Annotated in this window: 23 protein-coding genes, 1 pseudogene and 1 riboswitch; of the genes and pseudogenes, 4 read left to right on the top strand and 20 right to left on the bottom strand. The window is 30.2% G+C overall.

Features of this window, described 5'->3' with window-relative positions:
- Positions 1-13: 13 nt before the first annotated feature.
- The 10 genes from ahrC to KA873_RS06365 all read right to left on the bottom strand — a co-directional run bounded on the left by ahrC (position 14) and on the right by KA873_RS06365 (position 7,842).
- Positions 14-466 (bottom strand): transcriptional regulator AhrC/ArgR, encoded by a 453-nt coding sequence (gene ahrC / locus KA873_RS06320; protein WP_019468379.1) that lies wholly within the window; start codon positions 464-466, stop codon positions 14-16.
- Between the two features lie 309 nt (positions 467-775).
- Complete coding sequence (locus tag KA873_RS06325) at positions 776-1,663, bottom strand: polyprenyl synthetase family protein (protein ID WP_107505164.1); 888 nt, start codon at positions 1,661-1,663, stop codon at positions 776-778.
- Complete coding sequence (locus tag KA873_RS06330; RefSeq protein WP_107385149.1) at positions 1,650-1,895, bottom strand: exodeoxyribonuclease VII small subunit; 246 nt, start codon at positions 1,893-1,895, stop codon at positions 1,650-1,652. The genes KA873_RS06325 and KA873_RS06330 overlap by 14 nt, the downstream gene beginning before the upstream one ends.
- Positions 1,885-3,225, bottom strand: a complete 1,341-nt coding sequence (gene xseA, locus KA873_RS06335; protein WP_107385148.1) for an exodeoxyribonuclease VII large subunit — start codon at positions 3,223-3,225, stop codon at positions 1,885-1,887. Before xseA ends, KA873_RS06330 begins: the two co-directional genes overlap by 11 nt.
- A 14-nt stretch (positions 3,226-3,239) precedes the next feature.
- Positions 3,240-3,626 (bottom strand): transcription antitermination factor NusB, encoded by a 387-nt coding sequence (nusB, locus tag KA873_RS06340; protein ID WP_019468383.1) that lies wholly within the window; start codon positions 3,624-3,626, stop codon positions 3,240-3,242.
- A 113-nt stretch (positions 3,627-3,739) separates the two neighbouring features.
- Positions 3,740-4,102, bottom strand: coding sequence for an Asp23/Gls24 family envelope stress response protein (locus KA873_RS06345; RefSeq protein ID WP_071560408.1), 363 nt, complete (start codon positions 4,100-4,102; stop codon positions 3,740-3,742).
- Positions 4,103-4,123: 21 nt separating this feature from the next.
- Complete coding sequence (accC, locus tag KA873_RS06350) at positions 4,124-5,473, bottom strand: acetyl-CoA carboxylase biotin carboxylase subunit (RefSeq protein WP_107385147.1); 1,350 nt, start codon at positions 5,471-5,473, stop codon at positions 4,124-4,126.
- Positions 5,473-5,946: an acetyl-CoA carboxylase biotin carboxyl carrier protein gene (accB, locus tag KA873_RS06355; protein ID WP_107385146.1), complete on the bottom strand. Its 474-nt coding sequence runs from the start codon at positions 5,944-5,946 to the stop codon at positions 5,473-5,475. Before accB ends, accC begins: the two co-directional genes overlap by 1 nt.
- Positions 5,947-6,198: 252 nt before the next feature.
- Positions 6,199-6,756, bottom strand: coding sequence for an elongation factor P (efp, locus tag KA873_RS06360; protein ID WP_019468387.1), 558 nt, complete (start codon positions 6,754-6,756; stop codon positions 6,199-6,201).
- 27 nt (positions 6,757-6,783) lie between these two features.
- On the bottom strand, positions 6,784-7,842 hold the full coding sequence (locus KA873_RS06365) for a M24 family metallopeptidase (RefSeq protein WP_107386455.1): 1,059 nt from the start codon (positions 7,840-7,842) through the stop codon (positions 6,784-6,786).
- Positions 7,843-7,945: 103 nt separating this feature from the next.
- On the opposite strand from KA873_RS06365, the gene KA873_RS06370 reads away from it, so the two are divergent.
- Together KA873_RS06370 and KA873_RS06375 are read left to right on the top strand one after the other, a co-directional pair.
- Positions 7,946-8,527, top strand: coding sequence for a hypothetical protein (locus KA873_RS06370; protein ID WP_210140193.1), 582 nt, complete (start codon positions 7,946-7,948; stop codon positions 8,525-8,527).
- A gap of 27 nt (positions 8,528-8,554) precedes the next feature.
- Entirely contained in the window at positions 8,555-8,773 is a 219-nt protein-coding gene (locus KA873_RS06375) for an SA1362 family protein (RefSeq protein WP_107521411.1), read from the top strand.
- A gap of 102 nt (positions 8,774-8,875) precedes the next feature.
- On the opposite strand, the gene KA873_RS06380 is transcribed toward KA873_RS06375, so the two are convergent.
- Positions 8,876-9,706 carry a lipoate--protein ligase family protein gene (locus KA873_RS06380; RefSeq protein WP_107385152.1) on the bottom strand — a complete coding sequence of 277 codons (831 nt, stop codon included), beginning with the start codon at positions 9,704-9,706 and terminating at the stop codon, positions 8,876-8,878.
- 173 nt (positions 9,707-9,879) lie between these two features.
- Between KA873_RS06380 and KA873_RS06385 the strand changes: the two genes are divergently transcribed.
- Positions 9,880-10,266, top strand: coding sequence for a rhodanese-like domain-containing protein (locus KA873_RS06385; RefSeq protein ID WP_107385153.1), 387 nt, complete (start codon positions 9,880-9,882; stop codon positions 10,264-10,266).
- A gap of 317 nt (positions 10,267-10,583) precedes the next feature.
- On the opposite strand, the gene gcvPB is transcribed toward KA873_RS06385, so the two are convergent.
- The 9 genes and pseudogenes from gcvPB to KA873_RS06430 form a co-directional block, all read right to left on the bottom strand.
- Positions 10,584-12,059, bottom strand: coding sequence for an aminomethyl-transferring glycine dehydrogenase subunit GcvPB (gcvPB, locus tag KA873_RS06390; RefSeq protein WP_107505334.1), 1,476 nt, complete (start codon positions 12,057-12,059; stop codon positions 10,584-10,586).
- A complete protein-coding gene (gcvPA, locus tag KA873_RS06395; RefSeq protein ID WP_107505333.1) occupies positions 12,046-13,398 on the bottom strand; it encodes an aminomethyl-transferring glycine dehydrogenase subunit GcvPA in 1,353 nt (450 codons plus the stop codon). The genes gcvPB and gcvPA overlap by 14 nt, the downstream gene beginning before the upstream one ends.
- Before the next feature lie 17 nt (positions 13,399-13,415).
- Positions 13,416-14,507 (bottom strand): glycine cleavage system aminomethyltransferase GcvT, encoded by a 1,092-nt coding sequence (gcvT, locus tag KA873_RS06400; RefSeq protein ID WP_107505332.1) that lies wholly within the window; start codon positions 14,505-14,507, stop codon positions 13,416-13,418.
- Between the two features lie 73 nt (positions 14,508-14,580).
- Positions 14,581-14,678: riboswitch (glycine riboswitch) on the bottom strand.
- Positions 14,665-15,189: a shikimate kinase gene (locus tag KA873_RS06405; RefSeq protein ID WP_107385157.1), complete on the bottom strand. Its 525-nt coding sequence runs from the start codon at positions 15,187-15,189 to the stop codon at positions 14,665-14,667. It overlaps the preceding riboswitch by 14 nt.
- A gap of 164 nt (positions 15,190-15,353) precedes the next feature.
- Complete coding sequence (gene comGF / locus KA873_RS06410; RefSeq protein WP_107386709.1) at positions 15,354-15,797, bottom strand: competence type IV pilus minor pilin ComGF; 444 nt, start codon at positions 15,795-15,797, stop codon at positions 15,354-15,356.
- Between the two features lie 251 nt (positions 15,798-16,048).
- Complete coding sequence (comGD, locus tag KA873_RS06415) at positions 16,049-16,489, bottom strand: competence type IV pilus minor pilin ComGD (protein WP_107386699.1); 441 nt, start codon at positions 16,487-16,489, stop codon at positions 16,049-16,051.
- Positions 16,479-16,796 carry a competence type IV pilus major pilin ComGC gene (gene comGC, locus KA873_RS06420; protein WP_107505267.1) on the bottom strand — a complete coding sequence of 106 codons (318 nt, stop codon included), beginning with the start codon at positions 16,794-16,796 and terminating at the stop codon, positions 16,479-16,481. The genes comGD and comGC overlap by 11 nt, the downstream gene beginning before the upstream one ends.
- Before the next feature lie 19 nt (positions 16,797-16,815).
- Entirely contained in the window at positions 16,816-17,883 is a 1,068-nt protein-coding gene (comGB, locus tag KA873_RS06425; RefSeq protein ID WP_348634374.1) for a competence type IV pilus assembly protein ComGB, read from the bottom strand.
- Positions 17,855-18,274: pseudogene (locus KA873_RS06430) on the bottom strand (ATPase, T2SS/T4P/T4SS family); the annotation flags it as partial. The pseudogene KA873_RS06430 and the gene comGB, both read right to left, overlap by 29 nt.
- A gap of 237 nt (positions 18,275-18,511) precedes the next feature.
- Between KA873_RS06430 and KA873_RS06435 the strand changes: the two are divergent.
- Positions 18,512-18,748, top strand: coding sequence for a hypothetical protein (locus tag KA873_RS06435; RefSeq protein WP_001159903.1), 237 nt, complete (start codon positions 18,512-18,514; stop codon positions 18,746-18,748).
- Positions 18,749-18,752: the final 4 nt, after the last annotated feature.

Raw genomic sequence — 18,752 nt, forward strand, 5'->3', positions numbered from 1 at the left:
CACTTCCTTATACTTATAATAAATTAAAGATACGCGTTTTAATTTTTTCGCTTGCAGATTCATCTCTGCATATAATTAAACAAGTATCATCACCACAAATTGTGCCTAGCACTTCATCCCAGTCTATTTGATCTAGGATTGCTCCAATTGATTGAGCGTTACCAGGTAATGTTTTAAGTACTAAAAGATTTCCTGTACCATCAATGTTTACAAATGAATCCATTAAATAACGACCAAGTTTTTCTAATGGATGATATTTTCTGTCATTAGGTAAACTATAAACATATTGACCAGAAGGTGTAGGTACCTTAATTAATTGTAATTCTTTAATGTCACGAGAAACAGTTGCTTGAGTTACATTTAACTCATATTCATTTAAACGCTTTACCAATTCATCTTGTGTTTCAATTTTTTCATTAGATATAATTTCTCTTATTTTAATATGTCTTACTGATTTTTTTGCCATGTGTAGCACCTCTATAAACGAATATTTATACAATGATTTTAACACATGGATGATGATACTACTACTAAAGTTAATCTAATTGAAATACTTTTATTCACTGTTATATATACTGCTTGCCTATTTTCTTAGATTGTTTAATATTGCACATACTTCTATTTTATACTGCTAATACTGTTACAATTTTAGTAGCAAATGAATATTTATTTATAAAATTATAAATTCTTATAAATAAAAAATCATGCTACGATCAGTAGCATGACTTAATATTTGAAATAATATAAAAGTATCAAAAACAGTTAATAAGTTTTTTTAAGATTCTCTATTATTAAATAATTCAATTATAAATTTTAGATTACTTGTGTCATACTGCTCAGGTAAACGAGCTAAACAAGCATATGCAGATTCAGTATGTGACTTTAACTTCTCTTCTGCACCATTTTGTCCTAACAATGAAACGTAAGTACTTTTATCATTTTCGATATCACTACCTGTAGCTTTTCCTAGTTTTGCTTCATCACCGTAAATATCTAATAAATCATCTTTTATTTGGAACATTAATCCTAAATGTTCACTATATGATTCCAATAAACTGGCGACATTGGTTTCGGGCTCAGCAATATCTACTGCAGCCATTACAGCAAATTTTAATAACGCTCCTGTTTTAGCATGATGTATATGTTCTAAAGTATTCAGGTCTACTGCAGATCCTTCACCTTCGCTTTGCATATCTAGCGTTTGACCGCCCACCATACCTAAATGTCCACTTGCAGATGACAAGCGCTTGATAAGTTTTACTTTAACATCATCTTTCAGATTGTCATCATTAATAATAATATCAAAAGCTTTTGTGAGCAATGCGTCACCAGCAAGTATTGCTTTCCATTCACCATACACTTTATGATTTGTCAATTTACCTCTTCGATAGTCATCATTATCCATTGCAGGTAAATCATCATGAATAAGAGAATACGTATGTACCATTTCTAATCCAAGTGCTGAAGAATAGCCAAGTTTGTAATCCTTTGCTAACATGTCCAGTGTTAATAAAAGTAAAACAGGCCTAATTCGTTTGCCACCTGCTTCTAACGAATATCTCATACTATTTTCTAAATCTGTATTTAGTGATGAATTCGGAATTGATTTTTGCAATAATTTATTTATTTCATCAGTTAAATTGTCAATTTTATGATTCATCATGATTTTCTTCCTTTTCAGTTTCTTCATCGCCTTCAACATTTTCTTCAGACATAAGTTCATTCACTTTTTTTTCAGCATTTTTCAATGTTTCATCACAATTTGCTGATAATGTCATACCTCGTTGATATAAGTTTAAAGATTCTTCTAAAGAAACATTTTCATTATCTAATTTTTGAACTATATTTTCTAATTCTTTCATCATTTCTTCAAAACTTTGTGATTTATTCGTCATCATTACACCTTACTTTCATAACTTGTGCATCAACAGAACCGTCTTTCATTGTTAATACAATATTATCATTTTCAGTTAAATCACTCGTGCTCGTTACTATCTTATCCTCTTTATTCACAATCGTATAACCACGTAACATTGTATTGGTTGGACTAAGATTATTCAAATTCTCTATTTTATTAGTTAAATTATTTCTTTGTTTTACAATGAGGTGATTCATTAATTTTACAAGATTCGTTTGTTGTTGATTGATCGTTGTTTGTTCTCTCTGAATACTTTGTTTGAAATGTTTTAAGTTGAAATTCTGTTTTATTAATTGCAGTTTTTGTACCTGTTGATTAACTTTAAAGTTTATTGCTAAATTAAGTTGTTTTTCTAAATCATCACGTTTTTGAATCTGTTGATCATATAACAAAGTTGGCGTTTTAAATTTATAGTATGAAGCAACATGTTGTAGATACTGTTTTCGATGTTGAATTTGTTGTTTCATAAACCTAGTTAGAGAAAATTTTTGTTGTTGAATATATTGTCTTAATTCATATTGATCAGGTGTAGCCATCACTGCTGCTTGTGTAGGTGTTGCTGCACGTGCATCTGCTACGAAATCACTAAGTGTAAAGTCTGTTTCGTGACCTACTGCTGATATAATTGGTGTTTCACATGTATAAATCGCTTTTACAACATCTTCTTCATTGAAGTTCCATAAATCTTCTATAGAACCACCACCACGCCCAATTATAATAGTATCTACATTTAACTCATCAGCTTGTTTTATTTTTTCAATGATATCATGCTTAGCCTGCTCACCTTGTACTAAAGTATTAATTTGAATTTGTTCAACTAAAGGATATCGACTATTGATAGTTGTATGGATATCCCTTATTGCTGCACCAGTACCTGCAGTCAACACAGCAATTTTTTCAGGAAACTTAGGAATCATTTTCTTGTGGTTTTGATCAAAATACCCATCTTTAGTTAATTTCTTTTTTAATTGTTCTAATTTTTGATATAAATTACCAATGCCATCTATATGCATTTTATTAACATAAACTTGATAATTGCCACGTCTTTCATATACAGAAACACGTGCTTCTAAAAGCACTTCGTCACCTTCTTTAGGCTCGAAGTCAATTTTTGAAGCATTTCCTTTAAACATCATTGCACTGATTACACTATTTTTATCTTTAACATTAAAATAAAGATGACCACTACTATGTTTTTTAAAGTTAGAAAGCTCGCCTTTGAGCAATACATTTTGTAGGTGTGGATCCTGATCAAATTTATATTTAATATATTTAGTTAAAGCTGACACACTTAAATAATCTGACATATTATATCACTCTTTTATTCAATATTACTTAATACACCATTGATGAACTTATAATGATCATCATCACTAAATTGTTTTGCTAATTCAACTGCTTCATTGATGATTACTTTTTGTGGCGTTTCGCTATTTAACAACTCAAAAGTTGACATTCTTAATATGATACGGTCAGATTTTAATAACCTATCGATCGTCCAATCTTTTAAATGTGGCGCAATTTTGTTATCTAACACAGATTCATGATCTTTTACACCAGTAACTAGCCAATTAATAAAATCAAATTCTAAATCTGGATTATCATCTTTAATAAAACTAATTGCTTCATCAATCGTTAAATCACTATTTTTCATTTCTAATTGAAATAGTGTTTGAAAGGCTTGTGTTCTTGATTCTTTTCGACTCATTATAAACTCCTTTTAGCATTGTACGCTTTATGACTAATATAAAATAGAATTTTGTTAATCACTTGATTATGGAACTCCTGTTTTATGACTACATTAAAGTCATAGTGCTATTTTTAATTTGTAGATACGATATGTGTAATGTGAACATTAATTTGACTTGGTATGATGGTTGTCATCGTAGATAATGAGTTATAAATGGCATTTTGTATTTTTCTTGCAGTTTCTGAGATATTAATGCCGTATGAAAATGAACAATAAACATCTATATGAATACCATCATCTTTTGTATCTACTTTAATGCCACGTGCTAATTGTTTTTTTGTAACTTTTTCAACACTTAAGTCTTTAATTTCTTTAAAGTGGCCTTCTAAGCCTTTTATTTCTGAGGTTGCTATACTAGCTATAACAGTCAAAACCTCAGGTGCTATTTCTATTTTTCCTAAATTGGAATGTGATGATTCTGCTACTTTGACCATTTCACAAACCTCCTATTTAGATTATTCATCCATTATATTATATGTTTCTAAGAAGTTAGTATTAAATTTACCACTTCTAAATATATCGTTATTTAAAAGTCGAATATGGAACGGAATTGTAGTGTCAATTCCTAATACTAAATATTCACCTAACGCTCTCAATCCAGTCATAATTGCTTCATCTCTCGATGGTTCATGAACAATTAATTTTGCTACCATAGAATCATAATATGGAGGGATTGTATAATTAGTATAACATGCTGATTCGATTCTTACTCCAAAACCACCTGGTGCTAGATACTGTGTAATCTTTCCTGGTGAAGGCATAAAGTTTTTATATGGATTTTCGGCGTTAATCCTAAATTCGATTGCGTGTCCTTTGATTTCAATATCTTTTTGTGTGAATGGTAATTTTTCACCCATTGCAACTTTAAGTTGCAGTTTTACTAAATCAATACCAGTTACCATTTCTGTAACGGGATGCTCTACCTGAATACGCGTATTCATTTCCATGAAATAAAATTCATTAGTGTTTAAATCATAAATGAATTCAATAGTACCAGCATTTTCATAATTAACAGCTTTTGCTGCTCTTACTGCTGCATTACCCATTTCTTGTCTTTTAGCATCAGTTAAGATTGGAGATGGTGCTTCTTCCACAAGTTTTTGCATACGTCTTTGTATTGTACAATCTCGCTCTCCTAAATGGATGACGTTACCATAACTATCTCCCATCACTTGTATTTCAATATGTCTAAAGTTTTCTATAAATTTTTCAAGATACAAGCCACTATTACCAAAAGCAGTTTCTGCTTCTTGTTGCGTCATTTTGAAGCCAGTTTCCAATTCTTTTTCATCACGTGCGACACGTATACCTTTACCACCACCGCCTGCAGTAGCTTTGATAATAACAGGATAACCTATATCTTTTGCAATTTTCTTAGCTTCTTTAATGTCTTTAACTAATCCTTCACTGCCAGGAACTACAGGTACTTCAGCACGCTTCATTTCTTCTTTAGCTACGTCTTTAATACCCATTTTTTGAATTGATTCATAACTTGGACCAATAAATTTAAGTTGACAAGCTTCACAAAGTTCAGCAAAATCGCCATTTTCTGCTAAAAAACCATATCCAGGGTGAACACCATCACATCCTGTAGAAGTCGCAATGGATAAAATATTAGGGATATTTAGGTAAGAATCTTTAGATTGAGTGGGACCGACACAATATGCTTCATCAGCAATTTGAGTATGTAATGCATCTTTGTCTCCTTCAGAATATATTGCTACAGTTTGTAATCCTAAATCGTGACATGCACGTATAATTCTTACAGCAATTTCCCCTCTATTTGCTATTAAAATTTTATTCATTATTTCACCTTAAATAACGGTTGGCCATACTCTACCATTTGACCGTCTTCTACAAGTATTTCAGTAATTTCCCCTGTGACTTCTGCTTGTATTTCATTGAATAATTTCATAGCTTCCAAAATACATACAGTGGATTCGTTTGAAACAGAATCTCCTACTTGAACATATGGACTTTCTTCCGGTGAAGGTGATTTATAAAACGTACCAACCATCGGTGCATTTATTGTTTTCAAGTTATCATTTTCCTGAGAAGAACTTGTCTCTTCAGAACTTTGAGCATCGAGTTGATTTGATACAGCCGATTGTTGTGGTGCAATTTGTTGCATCGGTTGTTGTGAAACTTGAGGTGTAATAATCTCAGTTTCTTTCTCTTTTTTTAAATTAACTATATTCCCTTTATCTTCTATATTAATTTCAGTCAAGCTGGATTGATCAAGAATTTCAATTAATTCTTTAATTTCTTTAAAATTCATAAATACTGACTCCTTCAGATTGTTTTCATTACCTAGTTTATTTTACTTTAGTGAAATGTTCAATTCAAGCATATTCATATTTTCTATTATAACTCATTAATTACTATATTTAATCAATGGTTAACGATTATTTGTGTCAAGGTTATTTTCAGTTTATTCTTAAATAACAAAAGCCCTTCCATTTAAATAATTGGAAAGGCTTTTAAGTAATTTGCAAGATACTGTAGTCATATTATGTGTGAAGTTGATGAATTAAGCTCTTGATACGTAACTACCATCGCTAGTGTTAATTACTAAAGTATCTCCTTCATTAACAAATAGTGGCACATTTAATGTATAACCTGTTTCAACTGTCGCAGACTTTGTAGCACCGGTAGCAGTATCACCTTTAATACCTGGTTCTGTTTCTGTGACTGTAAGTTCAACGTTTTTAGGTAATTCAACACCTAAAGTTTCATTTTCATAACTTTGAATTTGAACTTCCATATTTGCTTTTAAGAAATTTAATTCATGTTCTAAATAATCAGCAGATAATTCAATTTGATCAAATGTTTGATTATCCATGAAAACATGTGTATCACCATCAGCGTATAAATATTGCATACGGCGATTTTCGATCATAGCAGTTTCAACTTTTTCTCCGCCTCTAAATGTTTTCTCTTGGATAGCACCTGTTCTTAAATTACGTAATTTAGAACGTACAAATGCAGCACCTTTTCCTGGTTTTACGTGTTGGAAATCTAAAACTTTCCAAATTCCATTATCTACAGAAATTGTTAAACCTGTTTTAAAATCATTAACCGAAATCATTCAGTTTCCTCCTTAATATAAGGTCTTCTATAAAATAATAAGGTCTTTAGACGATTTAGTAAAGCGTTCGCAACCATTTTCTGTAATTAATATATCATCTTCAATACGCACGCCACCAATTCCATCTAAATATATACCGGGTTCAATTGTAACACAATTATTTAACTCTAATGGAGATTCAGATTTTTTAGATAAATTTGGACCTTCGTGTACATCTAATCCAATACCATGGCCCAGTGAATGACCAAACGCTTCACCATATCCTTTTTCAGTGATATAATCTCTTGCAACTGCATCAAGTTCTTTTCCGGTCATCCCTTTTTTAGCTGCTTCAATTCCTTTTAAATTTGCTTGTAATACAATTTGATATATTTCTTTTAACTGAGCATCCGGTTCGCCTATAGCAAAAGTACGAGTAATATCTGAGGCATATCCATTGTAATAAGCACCATAATCTAAGGTGATTAATTCTCCTTGGTTAATTACTTTATCACTTGCTACGCCATGTGGGAGCGCCCCTCTGACTCCAGAGGCAACAATTGTATTAAAAGATGGACCTTCTGAACCTAATTCGAGCATTTTACTTTCTAATTTTGCTTTCAGCTCAAGTTCTGTCATTCCTGCTTTAGCAACTGTTAAAATATACTCATAAGCATCATCAACAATTTGAGCAGCCTTTTGAATATTTGCTATTTCTTGTTCATCTTTGACTTCTCTGATTTTTTCAATTAATCCAGAAATACTTATTAAACTAATATAAGATTTACTTAACTGTAAATAAGTATCATAGCTCACTAAATTACCTTCAAAACCAACATTTTGCACATTTAATTCTTCAAGTGTTGATTTAATAGATTCTATCAATTGCCCCTGTTGCTTAATTACTTTAAAATCAGCAGCCTGAGTAGTCGCTTGTTCTATGTATCTGAAATCAGTAAGTAATAGTTTTTCTTCATTTGTAATAATTAGTGCGCCACTGGTTCCAGTGAATCCAGATAAGTAACGTCTATTATAATCAGATAAAACGATAATTGCTTCTAAATGTTTTGTTTTTAGAGCAGCTTTTAATTTATCTATTCTATTCAACAGTAATCACCCTATTCAATAAATTTGTACATTTCCAATATATACATTAAAATGATAGCATAATTAATGTACAAATTTATAGTTTTTGAATTAGGAGAGAGTTATGAAGAAAAAATTATTCGCTATTTTAAGCGCTTCGTGTATACTCGCTGGGTGTGGGAGCCAAAATTTAGGGCCATTAGAAGAGAAAACAACAAAACTACGTGATGAAAATCATAAATTAAAAAGTAATATTCAAGATTTAAAATTAGAAATAAAAAAAGAAAAAACAAATATTACTGCATTAGAAAAAGATAAAAACAATATTAAGAATGCAAAAAGTAATAAAAATAAGCTGAATCATATTAAAGCGTCTTCTGAATATTATCAAGATGTCGCAAAAGCAATTGATGATTATAATAATATTGAAGATGAGGTTTCAAAAAATAAACAAAGTGAAAAAACTCAAAACAAATTAACAGATATTACTAATAAAATTGATGCTGCTTTTTCTACATATAAAAATAAAATTGATAAAGATAAAATGAATGATGAAGATAAAAAGAAACATAAAAGTATTACTAAATTAAACAAATCATTAGATTCAGCTATGAGTGATATAAGGGATGGTTATAACGAAAAAGATAAGAAGAAACTTAATAAAGGTCAAACTACTTTATCAAAATTAAGTATAAGTAATGAGTAACGTGACATATAAATAGGAGTGTTTATTTTGAAACAAGCAATATTCTATATCGTAATCGCAATTGCATTAGTTGGTTTAATACTTAACTTAGATGCATTTATATTTAGTTTTGTAAAAATGGCCATCAGTTTAGCTGTTTTTGCAGGTATTATTTATTTAATTTACTATTTTTTCTTTTTAACAGAAGATCAAAGAAAATATAAGCGTGCCCAAAGAAAGTATAGAAAAAGAAATAAAAAAAAATAATGTTAAACTTTTAAAGTTTAACATTATCGAAAAATCAAAGCATTTACCCTACAATATTTGAAATTAATTGTGTGGGTAAATGCTTTTTTATAAAGAATAAAATTATTTTCGATAAGTCCATTCTGATGATTGGTACTTTTCAATTAATGCTTCAACTTCTTCATTTTGTTGAGTGGTTAATTCTAAAGGTTTTAAATTAATATTTAATCCTTTTTTGAATCCACTTTCGAATGCGCTTTCCATTTCATCTATAGTGATGTAACGGTCAGATATATCATTAATTGCTACTGCTTTATCAACAAAAGCTTGTTTCATTTTTTCTTTCAAACGGTCATTTTTAAATATAAACATATCAAACAAATCATCGATATCTATATCTTGTAACAATGAACCATGTTGCAGAATAACACCTTTTTGTCTCATTTGAGCACTTCCTGCAATTTTACGTCCTTCTACAACTAATTCATACCAGCTCGAAGCATCGAAACAAACTGCACTTCTTGGTTGTTTTAATTTAGACCTTTCTTCTTTGGATCGTGGAATAGCAAAAGAGGCATTAAAACCTAATGTTTTGAATCCTTCAAGTAAACCCTCAGAAATGACCCTATAAGCTTCTGTAACCGTTTTGGGCATATTCGGATGCGATTCTGGTACAATAACACTATAAGTTAATTCTTTGTCATGTAAGACCCCTCTGCCACCTGTTTGTCTTCTAACAAGGCCGTAACCTTTTTCTGCCACCTTGTCTATATCAATTTCTTTAGTCAATCTTTGAAAGTAGCCAACTGAAAGTGTAGCTGGATCCCATGTGTAAAATCTTATTACTGGGTCAATCTCACCTCTAGAAACAAAATTTAATAACGCTTCATCCATTGCCATATTGTAAAATGGATCATTACTACCCGTGTTGATAAAATGCCATGTTTCAGTCACAATCAAAACTCCATTCATTAAAATTAAATTGTGATAACATCTAATGTGTGTTATCGTTTTCAATAATTGTACAAAAATGTCAGTATTATGTAATTATCATGATAAAAATATTTTGATAATTTGTGCTAACAGTCTTATAATATATAATATCGGTTAATTAGGGAGGATGCAAGATGAGTAATTTTTGGTTTATAGCTTTAGCAATTTTAATAATAATCGTCGCTTATATGTTGTTCAATAGATATTTGAACAAAAAAGCGGTAACAGAATTAAACCAAAATGAATTCCATAATGGTTTACGAAAAGCTCAAGTGATTGATGTGAGAGAAAAAGTAGACTATGATTATGGTCATATTAATGGTGCTCGTAACATTCCAATCACAATGTTTAAACAAAGATATCAGGGATTGAGAACGGATCAACCAATCTATCTTTGTGACGCGAATGGTATTGCCAGTTATCGTGCCGCTAGAATATTAAAAAAGAACGGATATAAAGATATATTCATGCTTAAAGGCGGATATAAAAAATGGACTGGTAAAATCAAATCAAAAAAGTAAATGGTTAAATAAACATTTAAAAATTGAGCTATTAGTTATTTTACTAATAGCTCAATTTTTTTAATAATATATTCCAATAAAGCAGTGAGAGTATTAATTGGAAAATAAGCTATGTCATCTTAGTATAATTGCAAGATGAGAGCCTACAAAATTATAATTACAACCATATATGCTTACACGATTAACGTTTTACATCGATCACAAAGAGGACTAATCCATATTAAAATGGATTAGTCCTCTATATTTGATTGAGTTTAATGTCTCATACTCTTTTTCGTTTATTAAAACCAAAAGTTATTTGACTTGTTCTATTAAAATTATTTTTCTGATCTTAAATTCTCAAACTTTAATACTGGTTGACGAGCAGCTTTTGTTTCATCTAAACGATCAATAATCGTTGTATGAGGTGCTTCTAAAACTTTGTCAGGGTTTTCTTTTGCTTCTTTCGCTATTTCAATCATTGTGTCACAGAAATAATCTAATGTTTCTTTAGATTCTGTTTCAGTTGGTTCAATCATCATACCCTCTTCTACATTTAATGGGAAATAGATAGTAGGTGGATGAACGCCAAAGTCAAGTAAACGTTTAGCCATATCTAATGTTCTTACACCATATTCTTTTTGTTTTGAACCACTTAATACAAATTCATGTTTACAATATTGCTCGTATGGGATTTCAAAATGTTCTTTCAATCTTGCTTTAATATAGTTTGCATTTAATACTGCTGCCTCTGAAACTTCTTCAAGTCCTTTATTACCCATTGTTCTAATGTATGTGTAAGCGCGTAAATAAATACCGAAGTTACCATAAAATGGTTTAACACGACCGATTGAATGTTCGATATCATTATCATATTTATACACATCATTTTCTTTAACGACCATTGGTTTTGGTAAGAAACTTGCAAGTTCTTTTTTAACACCAACTGGCCCTGAACCAGGTCCACCACCACCGTGTGGCCCAGTAAATGTTTTGTGTAAATTTAAATGAACAGCATCAAAACCCATATCTCCAGGTCTAACTTTGTCCATAATTGCATTTAAATTAGCACCATCATAGTACAATAACCCACCAGCTTCATGTACAATGTTTCGAATATCCATGATGTTTTGTTCGAAAATACCTAATGTATTTGGATTTGTAAGCATAATTGCAGCAGTGTTTTCATTGACGAGTCGTTTTAAATCTTCTATATCAACTTCTCCACGTTCATTAGATTTCACTGTAACAGCTTTAAATCCAGCGAATGCCGCTGAAGCTGGGTTTGTACCATGTGCTGAGTCAGGAACGATGACTTCGTTACGATGTCCTTCGCCATTTTTTTCATGAAAAGCTTTGAAAATCATAAGTGCTGTCCATTCTCCATGAGCACCAGCAGCCGGTTGTAATGTAACTTCGTCCATACCAGTTATTTCTTTAAGTTCCTCTTGTAAGCTATGAATAATTTCTAATGAACCTTGCACCTGCGATTCATCTTGTAGTGGATGTGATTCAGCAAATCCAGGTATTCTGGCTATTTTCTCATTTACCTTTGGATTATATTTCATGGTACATGACCCTAGCGGATAAAATCCTGAATCCACACCAAAGTTTTTATTTGATAACTCTGTATAATGACGCACTAAATCTAGTTCAGCTACTTCAGGAAATTCAGCTTTGTTTTTTCTGATAAATTTATCATCTAATAGCTTATTAACTGCCCCATTATCAATTTCTTTTTGGGGTAAAGAATATGCATAGCGACCTTCTTTAGAACGTTCAAAAATTAATGGACTTGATTTACTTACTGCCATTTATTTCACCTGCTTTCTTAACAAATGTATCAATTTCATCTTTCGTTCGTAATTCTGTTACTGCAATTAACATGTGATTGTTGAAGTTTTCTACGATTTCACTTAAATCCAATCCACCTATGATGTCTTCTTGAATTAAAGCATCGTTTACATCTTTAACAGGTTTATCAAATTTAACAACAAATTCATTAAAGGATGTACCATTACTAACTTCAAATCCTTGTTGTTTAAATTGTTCTTTAGCATAGTTTGCATTTTCAAAATTTTGAACCGCAATGTCATAGATACCTTGTTTTCCTAAAGCAGACATACAAATTGATGAAGCCAATGCGTTTAATGCTTGATTTGAACATATATTTGATGTTGCTTTATCACGTCTAATATGTTGTTCACGTGCTTGAAGTGTTAACACAAAACCACGGTTTCCATCTTGGTCTTCAGTTTGTCCGACTAGTCTACCAGGTGTTTTTCTCATGAGTTTCTTAGTAGTAGCAAAGAAACCACAATGAGGACCACCAAACTGCGTTGGGATACCAAATGGTTGCGTATCTCCCACTACAATATCTGCACCAAAACTACCTGGAGGCGTCAATAAGCCTAGTGCGATTGGATTAGTATAAACAATGAATAATGCTTTTTTATCTTCGATAAATGATTGGATTTTTTCTAAATCCTCTATTGAACCATAAAAATTTGGGTATTGAACTGCAACTGCAGCAGTATCATCATCAATTGCATTTTCAAGTTTTTCTAAATCTGTAATTGTACCATCTAAATCAACTTCAACAACTTCAAATTCTTCGCGTGTTTTTACATATGTGTGTAACACTTGTAGTGCTTGATAATGCATACCTTTTGAAACGACAATTTTATTTTTACGCGTTTGATTAAATGCTAGAATACAAGCTTCTGCAAAACTTGTCATACCATCGTACATTGATGAGTTGGCAATATCCATATCTGTTAATTCACAGATTAATGTTTGAAATTCGAAGATAGCTTGTAACTCACCTTGTGAAATTTCAGGTTGATAAGGTGTATAAGCAGTATAGAATTCAGAACGTGAGATCATTGCATCTACAACTGCAGGAGCATAGTGATCATAAACACCTGCACCTAAAAATGTAGTATGTGTTTCTTTAGTGATATTTTTACTAGCAATTTTATTAAGTCTTTTAGTTAATGTGGTTTCAGATTCAGCATCAGGAATAGCTAATTCTCTGTTTAATAAAATGTCTTTGGGAACATCTCCAAATAATTCACTGATCGATTCAGCGCCAATTGTCTCAAGCATTTCATTTTTATCTTGATCTGTTAATGGAATATAACGATGACTCACAATAACACCCCTTTAAATTATTTATTAATTTGATTTTTCTTAACAATTTTTGCTTTTGCTTGTCTTTTTCTTATTTGTACTATAACTTCCTTGCCCATTTCAAAAGCATCTCTATCAATTATAGCTAAACCAATAGACTTACCACTTAATGGAGATTGTGTACCTGAAGTAACTTCACCAATCTCATTTCCATCGATGTCATAAACAGTGTAACCAGTTCTTGGAATTCCTTTATCAATCATTTCAATTCCAACTGTTCTTCTCTTAGAACCATTTTCTTTTTGATCTTTTAACACGCTCTTACCTATAAAATCAGCGTCGATTAATGGTTTAGCAGCAAATGCAATTCCACCTTCATATGGTGTGATTGATTCACTTAAATCTTGTCCATGAAGTGGTAAACCAGCCTCTAATCTTAATGTATCCCTAGCACCAAGACCACATGGTTCTACATCATATTCTAATATTGATTCCCATAGATATGGTGTATCATCTGATTTACAATAAATTTCAAAGCCATCTTCACCTGTATAACCAGATTGTGATAATATTACATTTTTACCAAAGAATTCAACATCTTGTAGGAATTCAAATGGAGTCATCTCTGATACATCATGATTCACATGTTCTTGAACAAAATCACGTGCTTTTGGACCTTGTATAGCTAATTGTCCATATTCTGTTGAAACATTTAAAACTTCAGCATCGAAATTTTCTGCTTGTTTTTTCATCCAATCAAAGTCTTTATCAGTATTTCCAGCATTTACGACTAGTAAATATTCTTTTTCACTAAGTTTATAAGTGATTAAATCATCGATAATACCGCCTTGTTCATTACACAATGCTGTATATTGTGCCTTCTTTGTGTCTAAATTATCAGTATCATTTGAAAGTAAGTATTGTACTAATTGATCTGCTTCAGAACCTTTTATTAAAATTTCTCCCATGTGACTTACGTCAAATAAGCCCATATTTGTTCTTACAGCATTGTGCTCATCTTTAATACTTGAAAATTGAACTGGCATAGCCCAACCACCAAATTCAACAATTTTTGCACCAAGATCCACGAAGTTTTGATAAAGTGGCGTGTGTTTTAATTCATTTACCATTGCTAAACCCCCTATTATTGTATTAAAAAAGACAGAGTAGACTAAGCCTACCCTGTCAAAAAATCCAGGAATGCGTCTCAGTATTATCCTTTTGCCTGAGAGTTTCGTTAAACTTGCACCTTCGGCGATGGTTAAAATCAATTATTAACCATTCTCTCTAATACTGGTCATTCGCTTTCATCGATTCCAATATTTTTTTATATGTAACTGGAAGCGACTTATTACTATTCACTTTGATGAATGCGATTTCATTATATCTTGAAACTCTAGTTGAATACAAGCTTTTTAGTTTAAAAAGCGGTTTATTATTTGCATTGGGTCTGTTGCTATCATTTTTAATTCTATCGTATAGAATTTCTATATCACAATCTAACCATACAACATGTTTTTGCTCTATTAATAAGTTAAAAGCGTCATTGCCCTCGATGATGCCCCCTCCTGTAGCAATGACATCAAATTGGTTAACACATTTTTTTAAGTATTTAAACTCCAAGTTACGAAAACCTTTTTCTCCTAATTGTTCAAAAATTTCTGGTATTGTTTTCTCTTCTTGTTGTACTATAAATTCATCTAAATCTACAAAAGTTAATTGATTGTGTTGTGCAATATATTTCCCTAATGTTGTTTTACCTGTACCCATAAAACCTATTAAAATAAGCGGTGTTTTAATTTTATTTTTCAAAAATATCTTCCTTTTGTAATTGTAATTTAATTTGTTTATCATAATAAGACTCAATATTATCAAGCGTTTTTAGCTGAATATTAAATTGAAAAGAATATATTGCTATTAGTGATAAATATAGCATATAAACAACCATCACAAAAGGGTATATGTACCCGTTTATGTTAGAATTGAATTGCTTTTTCAAAAGTACCTCCTGTATAATGCATTTTCAATTTTAATTTTATGTGCTTATTTTTTAATAATATGAATTGTGCATTTGTTACATTGTTTAATAATGTGATGTTTCCTGTATTATTTATTGTTTTAATAATCTTATTGTTTTTGAACTCATATCTTATAGTATTTTCTCTTGTGTCGAATTTTAATATTCGTCCGTTTTTATCAATTTCTAGTGCCTTTGAATTTCTTTGCAATAGTGTTTCGGTTAAGTCTCTAGAAAAAAATTCTATATCAATGGATGATTCAAAATTAGACTGATGTTTTATAGGGGTGATTGATTTATATAATAAAGGTAACATTGTAAATATTAATAAAGTGATAAATAGTGCAAATAATACTTCAATGTAAGTAAAACTTGAATATTTATTTGTAAAAACATTTTTCATTAACTTGGTCCTTTATTCTTATACATAAATTTGAATTGGTTAATTTAACTTTGTATCCTTCAATATCAATGCCTTTTAGTAAACTTTTACGATTATTATGTTTTAACGTTAATAATGTAATTCTTTTCATACTTAATCTGTCAATTTTATCGCTGAAAGTATGATTTAATTGTAAAATCATAGGCAAAAAAACACTGCACATTATAAGCATACAAACAAAAGCGATATATGCATCCATAAGTATACTACCTTTAATGTTTTTGTTTCTCATATCTTAATCTTCCCTTTTCAATATGAAATATTAATTTAAAAAGTTCATTATCTACTGATAAAAAAATACTCCCAAATTTATTTGTATTACCTTTATTGTTGAATGTTAAATAATTTATATTACTTTTAGGATGTATATAAGTATTTTGTGGAAAATTTATATCTTTATTTTCAGTTGACTGTTCTCTAACTATGATTTTATTTGAATAGTCGTTAAATATGAGTGTTATGGATTTATCATCTTTAATCGCTTTAGATTTCAAATAATTTAGTCGAATGATTAATGTATTCATAAAGTTATTGTTTTTATTAATTTTCTTATCATTTATAGATATATGGTTTACTTGAATAAATAATAAGATACTTATGATACCCATAACCAATAGCATTTCAATTAAAGTAAATGCTTTACTAGTTTGCAATTACTTCACCGTTGTTAATTGTAATGGTTGATCCTGATTTACAATTTTTTTGGTTTTCTTTGATATAGCCATCCGCAATAAGTTCATCTATAGACTGTGGTTTTTTATTATGTTTTAGAGTAAATGCTTCAACTTGACTTTCAATCATTTTTATTTGTGCTTCACAACCAGTACTTTGAATATGTGAAGATTGTTTTGCAATATTGGGTATAATCAAAATCAATAATAAGCTTATAATTAATAATACAAGGAGCATTTCAATTAAAGTAAATGCACGCTTATTAAAAGTTCGTTTTGTTTTGTTCATTAAAAACCTCCGAATGTTATTATTTAATCGTTTGCATTAGATCGAACATAGGTAACATTATCACTAAATATAAGGAAATGATCAGTATCCCTAGCATGATAAATAAAGTTGGTTGTATAAATTTAATTAATAATTGTAAATACCTTTCAATTTTTGTAAATATGATTTCGCTATATAATTTTAATTCTATATCTAGTTTCCCTGTCTTTTCACCCTCCTCAATAAAATTAATCAATCCTTCTTCAAAACAAGAAATCTTTTTTAAAATCTCACTTAACTTATGACCACTTTGACTTCCTGTTGCTAATTTTCTAGCAAGATAAATTAAATATGTGTCATTTTTTTGCTTAGAATATATATCAACGATTGATTGTAAGGTCACACTGTTCTTATAAAACAATGCAAATTCTGTAGAAAGTCTGTAAGTTTTATAAAATTTAAAAAAAGTACGTAAAATGGGGATTTTTAATATTATTCTATACTTCAAGTTAATCGATAATTTTTTTGTGATTTTATAAAATAAATAAAAAAAAATTAAGCAGTTTAATGTAATAATAAGTAGTGTTTTAGGTAGATAAATTAATATGGAGGATAAGATTAATTGTGTTTTTGATATTTCAACATCAAAGCTATTATAAAGTGCTTGAAATTCGGGTATAATAGTATGATTTAAAATTATCAACATTCCTATAAAAATTGTAATTAATAGTAAGGGATATTGCAGTGTTCTAATTAGTTGTTGCTTCGCTTTGTTATTTCGAATCAAATAGTCTTTTGCATGTGGTAGTGTTGATGTGAGTTCACTAAATAACTCTGAAAAATATATTAACATGATAATAATTTTAGGATATTTTAGAAGTGATAATATTTCATAACATTGTGCACCTTGATCTAGACGTGTATTAATCAGAGAAATTAATTTGGGTGATTTAATTTTTATATGTTGTAATAAAAATTTAAATGATTCCGATAATGTGAAACCATGTTGAAGTAAATCATGTAATCTTTGAAGTAAGTCAATTTGATTCTTTTCGCTGATAAGCATAAATCGAGGTGTATTAAAGGTATCTATTGAGTGTTTCTTCACAAATTTCTCCTTCTTTTGCCATTTCTTGCAATTTGTAAGATAAATTTTTGAATGTATTCGGAAGTGTAAGTTGATTTTCAAAATAAAAGGCTATATCTTCACGGTTTAATTGTTCATAAATAAGGGAACTTTCATTCTTTGAAGTGATTACTAATCTCTGATTAATAATACTTAATACCGTCTGTCGCAGTTCTTGAATAGTAATGCCCATTTCTAATAATCTACTCAATGCTCCTTTACAATTATTTGAATGTATTGTTGAAAGTACTAAATGCCCACTTAAACTTGCATGAATTACTTGTTTAGCAATCATTGCATCCCTGATTTCACCAATGAGTATTATATCAGGATCACACCTCAAAATAGCCTTAAAAGAATTAGCATAATTAATTAAGTAGTTCAGTTTTGGAGTACAAAAAGTGAAAATGTAAACCTAAATGAGTATCAAATTGCAACTGAATTTGATACTCGTTTTTTATTGTTAAATCAACGTTTGTTGTTAATTTACACCACAAAATGTAAGTTAAAATGTATATAAAAATGCGAACGTGAAATAATTATTGTAGGAATGCAAATTGGTGTGTTAAAATGGTTACAATTTACTAAGCAAAAAGGGGTGCATTTTCCTATGCAATTTCTTGAGCCAAAAAATAAGAACGCTAAGTCTGTGGATTGGGAAATATCAGAGCAAGTAAGGGTGATAGTTAAGCAATACGCTGAATATGCAGAGCGTACTGAAAGCGAAGCAGTGGATGAATTCTTATTGAACATTTTAGACGATAAGAAGTTTATTGAATGGATTGCCAACAAGCGAAGTAATAAGCGGATTGTTGAAAAAATGGGTATCAAAGATAGAGTGGGTTGATAGA

Source organism: Staphylococcus sp. GDY8P45P (genome assembly GCF_017892745.1).
Lineage (GTDB): Bacteria > Bacillota > Bacilli > Staphylococcales > Staphylococcaceae > Staphylococcus > Staphylococcus cohnii.